The 13,887-nt window shown below is 48.4% G+C and carries 13 protein-coding genes and 1 riboswitch; of the genes, 11 read left to right on the forward strand and 2 right to left on the reverse strand.

Annotated features, from left to right (window positions below; translation table 11 throughout):
* Positions 1-68: 68 nt before the first annotated feature.
* Both V6W81_RS06880 and V6W81_RS06885 read right to left on the reverse strand, forming a co-directional pair.
* Positions 69-872, reverse strand: coding sequence for a Cof-type HAD-IIB family hydrolase (locus tag V6W81_RS06880; protein WP_338542240.1), 804 nt, complete (start codon positions 870-872; stop codon positions 69-71).
* Between the two features lie 279 nt (positions 873-1,151).
* Positions 1,152-2,153, reverse strand: a complete 1,002-nt coding sequence (locus tag V6W81_RS06885; protein ID WP_338542241.1) for a lipoate--protein ligase — start codon at positions 2,151-2,153, stop codon at positions 1,152-1,154.
* A 258-nt stretch (positions 2,154-2,411) separates the two neighbouring features.
* Between V6W81_RS06885 and cobD the strand changes: the two genes are divergently transcribed.
* The 11 genes from cobD (at position 2,412) to V6W81_RS06940 (ending at position 13,764) form a co-directional block, all read left to right on the forward strand.
* Positions 2,412-3,596, forward strand: coding sequence for a threonine-phosphate decarboxylase CobD (gene cobD, locus V6W81_RS06890; protein WP_338543961.1), 1,185 nt, complete (start codon positions 2,412-2,414; stop codon positions 3,594-3,596).
* Complete coding sequence (locus V6W81_RS06895) at positions 3,577-4,377, forward strand: adenosylcobinamide amidohydrolase (RefSeq protein ID WP_338542242.1); 801 nt, start codon at positions 3,577-3,579, stop codon at positions 4,375-4,377. Before cobD ends, V6W81_RS06895 begins: the two co-directional genes overlap by 20 nt.
* A gap of 47 nt (positions 4,378-4,424) precedes the next feature.
* On the forward strand, positions 4,425-5,402 hold the full coding sequence (gene cbiB / locus V6W81_RS06900) for an adenosylcobinamide-phosphate synthase CbiB (protein ID WP_338543962.1): 978 nt from the start codon (positions 4,425-4,427) through the stop codon (positions 5,400-5,402).
* On the forward strand, positions 5,396-6,040 hold the full coding sequence (locus V6W81_RS06905) for a histidine phosphatase family protein (protein ID WP_338542243.1): 645 nt from the start codon (positions 5,396-5,398) through the stop codon (positions 6,038-6,040). The genes cbiB and V6W81_RS06905 overlap by 7 nt, the downstream gene beginning before the upstream one ends.
* 159 nt (positions 6,041-6,199) lie before the next feature.
* A riboswitch (cobalamin riboswitch) is annotated at positions 6,200-6,349 on the forward strand.
* A 275-nt stretch (positions 6,350-6,624) separates the two neighbouring features.
* Complete coding sequence (locus V6W81_RS06910) at positions 6,625-7,623, forward strand: ABC transporter substrate-binding protein (RefSeq protein ID WP_145050640.1); 999 nt, start codon at positions 6,625-6,627, stop codon at positions 7,621-7,623.
* Positions 7,620-8,666 carry a FecCD family ABC transporter permease gene (locus V6W81_RS06915; RefSeq protein ID WP_056699428.1) on the forward strand — a complete coding sequence of 349 codons (1,047 nt, stop codon included), beginning with the start codon at positions 7,620-7,622 and terminating at the stop codon, positions 8,664-8,666. The genes V6W81_RS06910 and V6W81_RS06915 overlap by 4 nt, the downstream gene beginning before the upstream one ends.
* Positions 8,667-8,773: 107 nt before the next feature.
* Positions 8,774-9,562 (forward strand): ABC transporter ATP-binding protein, encoded by a 789-nt coding sequence (locus V6W81_RS06920; protein WP_430701339.1) that lies wholly within the window; start codon positions 8,774-8,776, stop codon positions 9,560-9,562.
* A 42-nt stretch (positions 9,563-9,604) separates the two neighbouring features.
* Positions 9,605-10,687 carry a nicotinate-nucleotide--dimethylbenzimidazole phosphoribosyltransferase gene (cobT, locus tag V6W81_RS06925; RefSeq protein WP_145050647.1) on the forward strand — a complete coding sequence of 361 codons (1,083 nt, stop codon included), beginning with the start codon at positions 9,605-9,607 and terminating at the stop codon, positions 10,685-10,687.
* Positions 10,684-11,244 carry a bifunctional adenosylcobinamide kinase/adenosylcobinamide-phosphate guanylyltransferase gene (cobU, locus tag V6W81_RS06930; RefSeq protein WP_145050650.1) on the forward strand — a complete coding sequence of 187 codons (561 nt, stop codon included), beginning with the start codon at positions 10,684-10,686 and terminating at the stop codon, positions 11,242-11,244. Before cobT ends, cobU begins: the two co-directional genes overlap by 4 nt.
* Positions 11,241-12,134 (forward strand): adenosylcobinamide-GDP ribazoletransferase, encoded by an 894-nt coding sequence (gene cobS / locus V6W81_RS06935; protein WP_338542245.1) that lies wholly within the window; start codon positions 11,241-11,243, stop codon positions 12,132-12,134. Before cobU ends, cobS begins: the two co-directional genes overlap by 4 nt.
* Before the next feature lie 67 nt (positions 12,135-12,201).
* Positions 12,202-13,764 carry a cobyric acid synthase gene (locus tag V6W81_RS06940; RefSeq protein ID WP_338543964.1) on the forward strand — a complete coding sequence of 521 codons (1,563 nt, stop codon included), beginning with the start codon at positions 12,202-12,204 and terminating at the stop codon, positions 13,762-13,764.
* The last annotated feature ends 123 nt before the right edge of the window (positions 13,765-13,887 follow it).

The following is a 13,887-nucleotide window of genomic DNA, read 5'->3' on the forward strand; positions in this document are numbered from 1 at the left end:
AATCTGGACTCTTTCTTGATGTGACAATCAAATTCTAGAATAGCTTCGGTTGGACAGTAGCGTGTCCATTACTCCGCATTCAGTACAAATTTCTCAATGACCTGCTTCACACCATCTTCGTTATTGCTAAGTGTGATGTAATCTGCGATCTCTTTCAATGCTGGGATGGCATTACCCATCGCAACACCAAGACCGGCAGCTTCAAGCATCTCATGGTCATTCCAGGAATCACCGATGGCGATGCACTCAGACAACTCAACGCCGAAATGATCAGCTAGGAAGGTAAGGGCATGTCCTTTTGTTCCTTCGCGGTGCATAATTTCAAGGAAGTAAGGCTTCGATTTCGTAATATGCACTTCAGGCCCCAGCAGCTCGCGCAGGTCAACAGCTACCTTATCCAGATAATCTGGCTCGTCGATGATCAGCAGTTTTGGTGTTTGCTGCTCAATCACTTTAATGAAGTCCGATTCAATATAGTATTGTGTGCCGTTCAATTTCGCGTAATCGCGCAATTTATCATTCTCTTCACGGGCATACAATTTATCATCAATATACGTTTGAAGGTGAAGATTGTGCTCCAAGCAGTAGTCATACAATTTGCGAGAAGCTTCCTGTGGCACATAGCGCTCGTAGAGAACGTTCTCGTCCAGCAAGTTTTTCACCAAAGCTCCTTGGTATGTAATGATTGGCACGTTCAGCTTCGTTTGGCGAGCAAGTGCTTGTGCGGAAGCGTAAGCGCGTCCAGTTGCCAGTGTTACCACTGCACCGTGTGCAACGGCTTGCTCCAGAGCCGTTTGGGTTGCAGGTGTTACTTCTTTGTTGTCGTTAATGAGTGTGTCATCAATGTCGATGGCGATTAGTTTGTAAGTCATGTCGTTTCTCTCCTTTATTTATCTGTATCTATTTCATTGAACAAAATAATCTCACACGAACACTTCGATGACAGAATAACCTTTCAATCACTGTTATCCCCAGATTTTTTTGAATTCCCTGTTAAAGTGAAATCCGGGGATAGCGTATGCTTCCGATGCAGCTTTCTTGCAGAAAGCTTTCAGGCGAGCGCTCCGCTTCTTCACGTTATTTCTGTCCTCTACGTTATCGTATAAAAAGTTTAGTTGAACTTATGTGTATCGTGTAGCAAGAACGAAAGCCTATTCTTCCAGGAAAATGAGGCCAATAAAGTCCTCCAGCTCCAGGTTGCCGAAGTAATGTTTCACATCCAAGTCTTGCAGTGCTGTGCGCACCTCGGATTCTTCGTAACGTTTGCCACGCAGCATATCCTCGATATCGGCTACATCACCCACACCGAAGAAATCACCGAAGATTTTCAGATCTTCAATCCGTCCATCTTTAATGTTCATCCGCAGATCGATGATGCCGACAGGGAATTTACGTGTGTGCTTCACATTGCTTTCTGGAGACAACCCGTAGTTCCAATCCCAATTGCTGTAACGCTCAGCAGAGATTTCTTTGATCTTGTCCCAATCTTTCTCGGTGAGTTCGTATTGAGGCACATCTTGGGGCTCCATACGGAAGATATGACGGAGCAATTCGTCGCGGAATTGTTCAATGGTCATGTTGCTGTCAATCAACTCACGAATGTTAGCAACCCGGCTGCGCACAGACTTGGTGCTCTTGGATTTGAATTTCTCAGGATTAACGTTCAGTGATGCTTGTACATGATCCAGGTTCAGATCAAACATCAATGTACCATGGCTGAACATGCGACCACGTGTGGAAAACTGGGCATTACCCGAAATTTTCTTTTCTCCTACTTGCAGATCGTTCCGCCCAGTCAATTCGGCATTGACTCCCAGCTCTTGCAGAGCCTCAACTACGGGTTGAGTGAACTTGCGGAAGTTGTGGAAGGACTGACCGTCATCTTTCGTAATGAAGCTGAAATTGAGGTTGCCCAGATCGTGGTAGACTGCGCCACCTCCGGATAAACGGCGTACGACCTGAACTCCATTATCCTGAACATACTCGATATTAATCTCCTCAATGGTGTTCTGGTGCTTACCAATAATAATGGATGGGCGGTTGATGTAGAACAGCAGGTAGCTGTCCTCCATCGGCAGATGCTTCAGAATGTATTCCTCAATGGCGAGGTTTACGGAAGGATCTGTGATGCCCTGGTTATCAACAAACAACATGGTCATTCCTCCATTAATGTATGTGAGGGATAGTAATCCCTTATGTAGTGTTTGATTCGTAGAAATTAGATTCACCGAACTGACGTTCATGAAACTGAAATTCCTTCTCTATTGTAAACGAATTGCCCTAATGACACAAAGAAATTAGACAAGTCCACGAATTCAGCCAGGCATAGACAAAACAAGATTGACCCCAACCTGTGATCGACTCCATAATAAAATGGACATGCAGAAAGGATGACGGACACAATGACCGGTATGATAGAAGTATTCGGACATGGTGGTGATGTGGAGACAGCGGCCTCCCGTTTCGGGGGCAATCCGGCTAATTTTCTTGATTTTAGCGCAAACATCAACCCGATGGGGCCACCTCAGAACGTATTACATGCATTGGAACAGGGATTACAAACCATTTTGCGCTATCCTGATCCAGGACACAGATCGTTTAAAGCAAGACTTAGCGAGTATCTTGGTGTACAGCCTGATCAGATCTCTGTTGGAAATGGCGCTGCGGAGAGCATGGCATTGATCCTACTGGGTCTTGCGCCAAGAACTGTAGGTACGGTGGAGCCTGGCTTTTCGGAGTATAGTGCGTTAGCTAGACAATTTGGAGCTGAGGTTCTTCATGTATATGGACGTGAAGAAATGGACTGGCGAGCAGAGGTAGCGGATATTGAGAGGCTGATGGATCAAGTGGATCTATTGTTTCTAGGGCAGCCCAACAATCCCAACGGGGTTCAATATTCGGTAGAGGTGCTTCATCGCCTGGCTCGCTCAGCAGAGAAAACGAACACGATTTTAGTGATTGATGAAGCATTCATGGACTTTATCCCTGAAGCTCGGAGGCAGTCACTTGCACCTCGATTAAATGAGTACCCCCAGGTCATGATCATACGTTCGATGACGAAGTTTTACGCGATTCCGGGACTGCGTCTAGGTTATGCACTGGCACGATCTGAATTAATACAAGCCATGACTGCGAAGCAAGTCACTTGGAGTGTCAATGGGCTGGCGCTGATTGCTGGGGAAGCCTGTCTCCGCGATGGGGAGGGCTTCGAACAGGAAACGCTTGCTTATGTTTCTCGTGAACGGAACCTATTGACTGAGGGGCTGGAGGCTTGTGGTTGTCAGGTTACGCGCGGAGAAGCTAACTTCATATTGGCTCGTCTGCCGGAACCGTGGTCAGCGACCGCAATGCAGGCAGCACTGGGAGAGCGTGGTATTCTCATTCGCAGCTGTGCAATGTATCCTGGGCTTGGCGAACGACATGTTCGGTTTGCGGTGAAGGATGCGGATGCCAATGGGCGTTTACTGAGCGCAATGCAAAGTGTAATTGCTCAGACTAATTCACAGCATATTTCTGAGCATATCTCTCAGACCTTTTCTCAGGAAACTCCTCACGTAAAGGAAGGTGGCTCGAACGATGACCTTACCGTTTCTTGATGAAGAGTCGAAGGGGAGACAAGTCTATCGTTATCCCGGTGAATATGCTTCTTCTGTATGGCCAGGATTGACTATTAACGCTCAAGAACGTCATGTTAAAGCGTCCGTTCCCTCTGTAGCTACTGCGATCTCCAGTGCAGTCTATGGCGGAGGCATGGTTGAACTGGATCGGATATTTAACATTTATGTAGATAAGCATTATCGCTGTGACGATCCTCCGCACGATATACAGTGTCTACTCCGTGAATGGAAGGAACGAGAGGATGCGTGTACCGGTCTGCTGACAGCCGTCCGTCTGGAACATACTTCAATTCAAGAGTATGCGAACTCTGACTTTGGGCTCTTATGCTGTACAACGGCAGGCGTATCGAATGCTGCACGCGCCGGTTCACCAAGAATGGTATTCGATGCGATGGGGAACCGAACTGATGCTGTCCAGCAGCTGGATGGAGCGTACATACCTGGCACCATTAATATGATGTTGTGGTTGAACGGTCGTTTGACGAATGGAGCCATGGTGAATGCGATTCAGACTGCGGTAGAAGCGAAGGCTGCTGCTCTGGCTGATGCTGGAGTGAGAGATTCCGAGAATGGCCTAACCGCTACTGGAACCACCACCGATGCAATTGTGCTTGCGGTGAGTCAGGATCAGCATAATCCGATTTTGACTTATGCGGGAACAGCCACCGTTCTAGGTTCAGTGATTGGCAGACTTGTCTATGATACGATTACGGAAAGTTTGCAGGCCGGACGGCAATGGAGCGGGAGGAACAACAAATAATGATACTAGAATTGAATCAATGGTTCTCTTCGTCATATTGGATCGGGATGACAGGAGCTTGGATCATTGTCGCAGCATACATATTAGATCGTTGTATCGGAGATCCGAGGTGGATTCCTCATCCAGTCATCGGTATGGGAAAAGCCATCTCCGCACTGGAGCGGGTTATACGATCTCGTGTCACTTCCAATCAAGGACTCAAAAAAGCGGGAATCTGGTTTCCGATCTTGATTGCAGGTGGTTCTTTTGCCGTGACTTGGGGACTGATCTATCTCCTTGCACATATTCATCCGATGGTTGCAGTGGTAGCTGAGGTCATATTGATTGCGACAACGATTGCTTCCAAAGGATTAAAGGATGCAGGGATGGACGTATATCGTCATCTCATCCAGGGAGATCTTCCTGCGGCGAGGCGCGCTCTTGGTATGATTGTAGGACGTGATACGGCGCATCTAGATGAACCTGAGATCGTAAGGGGAACGGTGGAGACGGTAGCTGAGAATATTGTGGATGCAATCGTGTCTCCTTTGTTCTACGCCCTTATTGGCGGCGCGCCGCTTGCCATGGCATATCGAGCCGTCAATACACTAGATTCCATGGTTGGTTACAAAAACGATAAATATCTGCATCTCGGCTGGGCATCCGCTCGTCTGGATGATTGGGCTAACTGGATTCCAGCTCGAATCACGGCTGTATTATTGATTAGTGGAGCATGGGTCATGAAGCTAGATGCAAGAAGGGCAGCACAGATGGTATCCCGGGATGCAAGACTGCATCCGAGCCCGAATAGCGGCTTTCCCGAGTCTGCCGTTGCAGGTGCACTGGGGATCAGACTGGGTGGGCATAACGTGTATCATGGTGTCTCGTCTTTTCGTGCATATATGGGAGAACCGACTCGCTTAATGGGTGCAGAGGATATCGTGCGAACGACCCGCCTCATGTTCTGGTCGGCAGGTTCCTTTGTCATCCTGTGTGTACTTGTTTCCCTCGTCATCTGGCTCGCTGGAGGTACATTACTGTGGTGATACCTAATAAAAAAAACATAATGCATTCGCGTGATCTCATTTTTATCCGTCATGGGACAACGTTATGGAATCAGGAAAAAAGATATCTGGGGCATACGGATATCGGCCTCCTGCCTGAAGCGAAGCAAGAGCTTGCTCCGCTCCGGGAGCAGCTTCAGAGCCTCTGTTGGAGCAAGCTGTACTCCAGTGATTTACTTCGCTGTCAGCAGACCCTCGCAAGCATCGCTCCCTTGCAGCGAGAACAGGCACATCTAGATGCACGCCTCAGAGAGATTGATTTTGGGGAGTGGGAGGGGAAGACGTATGATCAACTCCAACACATTCAGCAATATCGAGACTGGATTGATGATCCACAGAATGTGACACCACCGAAGGGGGAGTCATGGCAGGCATTTACTGCAAGGATTGATTCTTTTCTGAATACCTGCTTGTTGCACGATGCATTGTCCGAACCAGTAACGGTTGATGTACCTCAGATGGGTATCGTGACACATGGCGGTGTGATCCGATATGCTATATCTCGCCTAATCCCTGATCTGAACTTCTGGGATACGCAGGTTATTCCAGGCCAAGCCATTAAGGTCAGACTGGATTACGGGGCGAGCGGATGGGTAGGAAGCCAGGTTGCATTTCCTTGAATCGGCTTGTAAGGTTGTACAATATAACCTATAATCACAACAGACGTGTGACGATGCGTAGGGGCCTGATGGGTCTAATCAAGGATTAGATGCTCAACCATACGTATACAACTAATATGCTCAATTGAATGTTTAGATCATAAGCGACCAAGGGTTCCGTATGCATTGGAGTTGCATGGTTATGTGTATTCATACCATGTACGCAAACGGATGAAATAGGGAAGCTGGTGTAAATCCGGCACGGTCCCGCCACTGTGAATCAGGAATAATCCTGTAAGTCAGGTTACCTGCCCTGGACGTATAGACCGGTGTTCCTTCGAGGAAAGGACAGCGTTTCGGGCAGTGTTCTGTGTATGAACAGCGCAGGTGATTCATCATGCGTAGAGCACGCCATATGCGAGACGTTATCCCTGATCCTGTTGTAAGGATTGGGGATTTTTATTGTTCCAATATGAGTTCTTCACTCTCCGATAACGTGTAAATGTTGTAGTTCAACCTTATACAGGAACATCAAGACATGGGCATTTAGTTTTGAGCACGACACAGGATTAATAGAACAGATAGAGAAGGGGAGAATGAACACAATGAGTATCAAGAATTGGAAAAGCGTAGCGTCTCTGCTTAGTGCAGCGGCTCTGGCACTGGCTTTGGCTGGATGTGGCAATGCAACAACGAATGAGGGGTCAGGAGCATCACAGCAACCTGCACAGGAACAGAGTCAAGAACAGACAACAACGGATCTCAAGACACAATATCCAATTACCGTTACAGATGCAACGGGTGAGACATTCACGTTTGAAAAAGCACCAGCCAAAATTGTATCTGTATCTCCAGCGGAGACAGAGTCGTTGTTCGCCCTTGGATTGGACGAGCAGATCGTAGGTGTATCTGATTTTGATGATTACCCTGAAGCAGCTACAACGAAGCCCAAAATGGGCGGTGTTTCTAAACCGAATGAAGAGTCCATCATTGCAGCGGATGCAGACATTGTATTCACAGGTATTTCTATGAATGAAGAAGCGGTAAAGAAATTCCGTGACCTGGGGATTGTTATTTTCAAGACTGATCCAAAATCAGTAGATGATGTAGCGAACAACATTGAGACATTTGGTCAAATTACAGATACGCAGGAAAAAGCACAAGAGATCATCGCGAAGATGAAGCAAGATGTAACAGATGTTACTGAAGCGGTGAAGGCAGTTAAACCGGAAGAGAAGAAGAACGTATATGTTGAATTTTCCCCTGGCTGGACAGTGGGTAAAGGTGAGTTCATGGATGAGCTGATCACACTTGCTGGAGGAAACAACGTTGCTTCTGATTTGCAAGGCTGGAACGAAATTAATGAAGAAAATATCATTGCTGCGAACCCAGATGTAATTCTGTATGCCAATGATGTTATCGATGAGAATTCCAAAACACTGGATCAAATTATCAAAGCTCGTAGCGGCTGGGATCAGATTACCGCGGTAAAAGACGATGCGGTTATCGGTCTAGATGCCAACCTACTTAGTCGTCCAGGACCACGGGTAACCGAAGGTCTGAAAGCCGTAGCTAAAGCGATCTACCCTGATCTGTTCCAATGAGTAAAAAGCTAGCGGTGTACGGGACGGCTGGGATAGGACTACTTGTGTTGACGGTGCTGATCTGCACGGGCATTGGTTCAGTATCCTTGCCTGTCCGTGACATTGCAGGTATTCTGCTGCATCACATTCCGTGGATTGGGGATTGGATTACTCCCGATTGGAGCACAGCAGCAGAACAGATTATATGGAAGGTGCGATTCCCGCGGGTACTGCTTGCCGTGCTCGTGGGTGCCTCTCTAGCAATAGCGGGTGCTGGCTTCCAAGGGGTGCTTCGTAACCCTCTCGCAGATCCGTTTACGTTAGGCGTATCATCTGGTGCATCGGTGGGTGCAGCGTTTCTGATTTTCTTCGGATTACAATATGCATTAATCGGAATCTGGACCTTGCCTTTGGTTGCGTTCTTAACCGGCGTGTTGACGCTATGGTTCGTGCTGGCACTGGCTCGTGAGGGTCGAAAAATACCAACACATAGTCTGATTCTGGCGGGCGTGGTCATGCAAAGTTTCCTAGGGGCAGTTGTCTCCTTCCTATCGACCATGTCGAAACAGACGATTAATGAAATTATATACTGGACGATGGGAAGTCTGGCACTGCGTGGGTGGTCGTATACGGCCATCCTTTTCCCATATTTTCTGCTTGGTCTGATCTTCCTCTGGAGTCGTGCACGTTCGTTGAATGTGCTTGCTCTGGGAGAGCGTCAGGCGGCTCACATTGGAGTGCAGGTGGATGGATTGAAGCTATCGGTGCTGGCGGTTGGCACGCTGCTTACGGCAGGAGCCGTATCAGTGTCGGGCGTCATCGGATTTGTAGGACTTGTCATTCCGCATATTCTTCGACTGATCGTAGGGCCTGATTATCGTCTGCTGGTGCCACTATCTGCAATAGGCGGAGCCATATTCATGGTGTGGGCAGATACGATCGCTCGTACGGTATTGGCGCCAACTGAAATTCCGCTAGGCGTTGTTACCGCATTTGTCGGTGCACCGTTCTTCGCCTATCTTTTGCACAGAAATAAGAAGCTTCGTAAAGGGATGATGCCATGAGTAAAGACACGAACCAAATGGTGCATGCCAATCGGAATGAACTTAAGTTTATGGGGAAACAGGCAGATCCGAGCTTCAATGTTCAGCGCGACATCAGTAAACCTTTGATGGAAGTAGACGGGGCAGGTAAACGGTATGGTGAGCATCAGGCGTTAAATGGTGTGAGCTGGCAGATCGCAGAAGGCGATTGGTGGGGTGTTGTAGGTCCCAACGGAAGTGGCAAATCAACCTTGCTTCAACTATTGGCTGGCACGGAGTCGGTTAGTGAGGGCAGTATTCGACTGAATGGCAGGAATATCACTTCGTATAGCCGGAAGGATCTGTCTCGTATGATTGCTGTTCTGCAGCAGGATGGACTGCCTGCAATCTCATATCCCGTAAGGGATGTCGTGGAGATGGGGCGTTATCCTTACCAGAACTGGCTTGGCCGTGATTCTGGAGAAGGCGAGAAGATCGTTGATCGTGTGCTGGAGGAATTAGGTCTATCCGAGCTTGCGGATCGTCCTCTGGATGCACTCAGTGGAGGACAACGACAGCGAGTAGCCCTTGCTAAAGTGATGGCACAGGAACCAAGTATTCTTTTGTTAGATGAGCCTACAACGTTTCTGGATATTCGTTATCAGTTGCAATTTATGGAGTTATTATCGACATGGCGTCAAAGAAATCGAATTACGATTGTGGCAGTGCTGCATGATCTGAACCTAGCTGCGCAATTTTGTGATCATATTCTGGCTTTAAAAGAAGGCGAAAGTGCTGGCTCTGGAACCCCTCATGCACTGATGACCGAGGAACATATTCGAGAGATTTTCCAGGTAAACCCTGCGATGGTGAAGCATCCAGATCATGGCATTCCCCAGTTACTGCTGCGCCGGGAGCATGGAGAGCCGAAGAATTGATCGGGGTATTACCCACATATTGATGAAGGAAGTGCTAGTTGTATGCGTAATGAACAGGTGTTGGAGCAATTAATATGTCGAATCACTGGTCCTCATGAGCAGGTCGCGTCAGAAGCTGCAGCTCATGTGGATATCCTTACGAAGCCGCCAGGCAGTCTTGGCAAACTGGAGGAACTCGTTATTCGTCTAGCAGGCATTACGGGACAGAGTCGTCCTTGCTTGGAACGTCGAGCGGTGATCGTGATGGCAGCAGACCATGGTGTAGTTGCCGAAGGTGTCAGTGCATTCCCTGCTGAGGTAACACCACAGATGGTTCTTAATTTTCTGGCGGGCGGAGCGGCCGTTAACGTGCTTGCCCGGCATGCTGGGGCAGATGTGCTCTGTGTAGATATTGGAGTAAATGCTGATCTAGAACACCCTGAGCTCATCTCCCGCAAAGTCCGCAAAGGCACAGCTAATATGGCGAAAGGTCCGGCGATGACTCGGGACGAAGCAATCCAAGCAATCCTGGTTGGCGCCGAAGTGGTCGCGTCAGAAGTGGACAGAGGAACGCAGATATTTGTAACTGGAGAGATGGGGATTGGCAATACAACGGCAAGTGCTGCTGTAATGTGTGCTCTAACGGGAATATCACCGGCTTCGGCTGTTGGACGCGGAACGGGGATTGATGATGTTGGGTTACAGCGCAAGGCAACGGTGGTAAGCCAGGCTCTAAGTCTGAATGCACCCCATGCGGAGGATGCGCTGGATGTGCTCAGTAAGGTTGGCGGATTAGAAATTGCCGGACTAACAGGTGTAATTCTTGCTGCTGCGGCGAATGGATGCCCTGTTGTGGTCGATGGCTTTATCTCAACAGCTGCAGCATTGATCGCAAGACAGCTTGCACCAGTAAGTACGGCTTATATGATTGCTTCCCATACATCCGATGAAAGTGGACATGCAGCATTGCTTCGTGAGATGGATCTGAAGCCAATGCTTGATCTGAATATGCGGCTGGGTGAAGGGACAGGAGGCGTTCTCAGTCTTCATCTCATTGATGCGGCTTGCCGTATCCTTAATGAGATGGCGACCTTTGCCAGTGCAGGTGTATCCGATGGCTCGCCTCAAGGAGAGGTTTCTTCATGAGTGTGCTTGTAACCGGAGGGGCGCGAAGTGGCAAAAGCTCGTTTGCTGAGCGTCTATGCATGCAACGCTCCTCAGAGGCTTGGTATGTCGCTACAGCTCAAGCCTATGATGACGAGATGCGTGAGCGAATTCGTATGCATCAACAGGGACGTGAAGAAGCGGGATACCTGTGGCATACGGTAGAGGAACCATTGGCGTTGCCTGAATGGATCACACGTATGGGAGCTTCTCATACTGGGATGTCAGCTCCTACCGTATTGGTGGATTGTCTGACATTATGGCTGACCAATATTTTACTTGCCCATGAACATGATCCTGCGCATGTCTTACAGGGCCATATGGATGCGCTCGTATCGGCTGTAGAGTCATATCCGGGGCTACTTGTGCTTGTAACCAATGAAGTAGGGGATGGCATCGTTCCTGAATATGCTCTTGGACGAAGATACCGTGATCTTGCAGGCATATTGAATCAGCGGATTGCGGCGATTTGCGGGGAAGTATTTCTAGTTACGGTGGGGATTGCGATTGAATTAAAGAGCAAGGAGTACCGTTTATGAGTGATCGTAAGCACGATGGGAGAAAACAGCCAGCGGCGGCAGCCTTTCAATTTTTATCTCGCTTCCCGGTTAAAATGCAGATTGATTTTGTCCCACCTTTGCTACGTGAAAGCGTGGTTTATTATCCCCTAGTAGGTGCCGTAATAGGGTTAGCTGTCTGGCTTGGAGCGGCTGTTTCGGGTGTACTCCTACCCTCGTTTCCAGCAGCGGTATTAACGCTGACCCTATGGGTCTGGTTGACCGGAGGGTTGCATCTGGATGGTTGGATGGATACAGCAGATGGTCTGCTCAGTTATCGCTCTCGTGAGCGAATGTTAGAGATCATGAAGGATAGCCGCGTGGGCGCCATGGGAGTGATTGCTTGTGTTCTCCTGTTAATGATGAAGGCGGCTCTCATTGCAGATTTCATCGCACGTGCTAACTGGATGTATGGAGCACTACTGATCTTACCGATGATCTGGAGCCGATGGTTCATGGTCTATGCCATCTCGGCATGGCCCAATGCGCGAGGGGATGACGGATTAGCTGTTTTGTTTAAAGGATTGGGTGAGCGGCGAGAAGTTCAGCGGGCACGGAGCAATGCCATTGGACTTACTGTTCTAGTAGGTGTAATCACTCTAGCAGTGGGAATGCTTTTCCAGCCCGAGATGTCAGTCGTAGAGGGATTACATATCGGGAACAGTCTAATGACTCTGCCGTGGTGGCTATACCCTGTGATTGCTGTAATTGTAGTTCCGCTCGCTTGTTACGTCATAGGGAAATGGATTGCTGGACGTATAAGTGAACGACTAGGCGGATTAACAGGAGATACCTATGGTGCAATGAATGAACTACTGGAAGCTGCCTTGCTTACAGTGCTTAGTATCCTGCAAGGATTCTTTTGGATATAAAATATAATCGGTGACTGGGGGATGGATCGTGGACAGTGCGTCTGTACAGAAAACAGCGGCAGTCTTAATGCTGCAAGGAACCGCATCGGATGTAGGGAAAAGTGTAATAACGACAGCTCTATGCCGGATATTCAAACAGGACGGCTTCAGACCTGCGCCGTTCAAATCCCAGAATATGGCGCTGAATTCCTACGTCACAGAGGACGGTAAGGAAATTGGTAGAGCGCAGGGAGCACAGGCAGAAGCTTGTGGTATTGAGGCGACGACAGACATGAATCCAATTCTCATTAAGCCTGTTCGCGATATGCACTCCCAGATTGTTGTGCACGGCGTACCCTTTGCTCAGATGAGCGCTTCAGACTATCGGCAGCATTTTCTGCCAGAGGCGAAGCAGACCGTGATGGAAGCATTGGATCGTCTACGGTCGACTTATGATGTCGTACTAATGGAAGGTGCAGGCAGCCCTGCAGAGATTAATCTAAAGGATCGGGATATCGTTAATATGAACCTGGCCGGATGGGCAGATGCACCGGTTATTCTGATCTCTGATATTGATCGTGGCGGCGTATTTGCCTCCATTGTAGGTACGCTAGAGTTGTTGGAGCCACATGAGGTACAGCGTGTAAAAGGCTTCATTATTAACAAATTTCGGGGCGATCTGTCCCTATTACAGCCAGGACTGGATTGGTTGGAAGAACGGACAGGAATTCCAGTACTCGGCGTGTTACCTTACATAAGAGATATACAGATTGAAGCTGAAGACTCAGTCGTTTTGGATTCCCTGCGTCATGGTAAGTCGGGTCAACAGGAATTAGATCTTGCTGTGATTCGGTATCCGCGAATTTCGAACTTTACCGACTTCGATGCATTGTCTCGTGAACCTGACGTCAATATTAGGTATGTTACTTCACCAGAGGAGCTTGGTTCACCAGATGCAATCCTGTTGCCAGGAACCAAGGACACCATTGGTGATCTGGAATTCTTGCGTGAATCAGGCTTGGAGCAAGCGATAGTCCGTCATATCGAGCGTGAGCATGTGCAACTCGTAGGGATCTGCGGAGGCTATCAGATGCTTGGTCAGCATCTTAAAGATCCTTTTGCCGTTGAGGCGAATCAGGTTCAGGAGGCAAGAGGCATGGGCATGCTGCCGCTATCCACGACCTTCCTACAGAACAAACAGACCGTTAGAGCTTCGGGTTGGGTACAGGTGGAACATCCAATTCGTATACACAAGGAAGTAGATGGAGCCCATTCGGCTGGTCAATCAGCTTCTTCGCTACCCATTGAAGGTTATGAGATTCATATGGGAGTTACGGAATGCCATGAACCGGAGCGTGTGTCGGCTTTATTTGAAATACGTCATCCAGGGGGACAGTCGTTTAATGAAGGTTGGGGAACCCAGGATGGCAAGGTGTGGGGAACGTATCTACATGGATTGTTTGAAAGCGACCAGTTTCGGCGTTCATGGCTTAACGGTTTGCGGGAAAGTAAAGGGCTTGCTCCTCTCTTTGAAACGTACAGTGCGCGTGAGCGTAAGGAAATGGAATTTGATCGCGTAGCGGAATCCTTGCGTTCTGCACTGGATCTGGAGCGGATATATGAAATTATGGGTCTGCAAACTCCACAGTAGGCTGTGACTTAATAATACGGTGAATATAATAGTATTCAAAAAAAGTCCCCCATAACGGCATTGATCCTTCATCAAAGGAACCTTGCCGTGTATGGGGGACTTTCCTATTCAGTTGCGAACTCA

The sequence above is a fragment of the Paenibacillus tundrae genome, assembly GCF_036884255.1.
Taxonomy (GTDB): domain Bacteria; phylum Bacillota; class Bacilli; order Paenibacillales; family Paenibacillaceae; genus Paenibacillus.

Excerpts from the sequence above, each read along its gene's own strand:
- V6W81_RS06880 (WP_338542240.1), bottom strand. The coding sequence starts at position 872 with ATGACTTACAAACTAATCGCCATCGACATTGATGACACACTCATTAAC.
- V6W81_RS06885 (WP_338542241.1), bottom strand. The coding sequence starts at position 2,153 with ATGTTGTTTGTTGATAACCAGGGCATCACAGATCCTTCCGTAAACCTC.
- cobD (WP_338543961.1), top strand. The coding sequence starts at position 2,412 with ATGATAGAAGTATTCGGACATGGTGGTGATGTGGAGACAGCGGCCTCC.
- V6W81_RS06895 (WP_338542242.1), top strand. The coding sequence starts at position 3,577 with ATGACCTTACCGTTTCTTGATGAAGAGTCGAAGGGGAGACAAGTCTAT.
- cbiB (WP_338543962.1), top strand. The coding sequence starts at position 4,425 with ATGACAGGAGCTTGGATCATTGTCGCAGCATACATATTAGATCGTTGT.
- V6W81_RS06910 (WP_145050640.1), top strand. The coding sequence starts at position 6,625 with ATGAGTATCAAGAATTGGAAAAGCGTAGCGTCTCTGCTTAGTGCAGCG.
- V6W81_RS06915 (WP_056699428.1), top strand. The coding sequence starts at position 7,620 with ATGAGTAAAAAGCTAGCGGTGTACGGGACGGCTGGGATAGGACTACTT.
- V6W81_RS06920 (WP_430701339.1), top strand. The coding sequence starts at position 8,774 with ATGGAAGTAGACGGGGCAGGTAAACGGTATGGTGAGCATCAGGCGTTA.
- cobT (WP_145050647.1), top strand. The coding sequence starts at position 9,605 with ATGCGTAATGAACAGGTGTTGGAGCAATTAATATGTCGAATCACTGGT.
- cobU (WP_145050650.1), top strand. The coding sequence starts at position 10,684 with ATGAGTGTGCTTGTAACCGGAGGGGCGCGAAGTGGCAAAAGCTCGTTT.
- cobS (WP_338542245.1), top strand. The coding sequence starts at position 11,241 with ATGAGTGATCGTAAGCACGATGGGAGAAAACAGCCAGCGGCGGCAGCC.
- V6W81_RS06940 (WP_338543964.1), top strand. The coding sequence starts at position 12,202 with ATGCTGCAAGGAACCGCATCGGATGTAGGGAAAAGTGTAATAACGACA.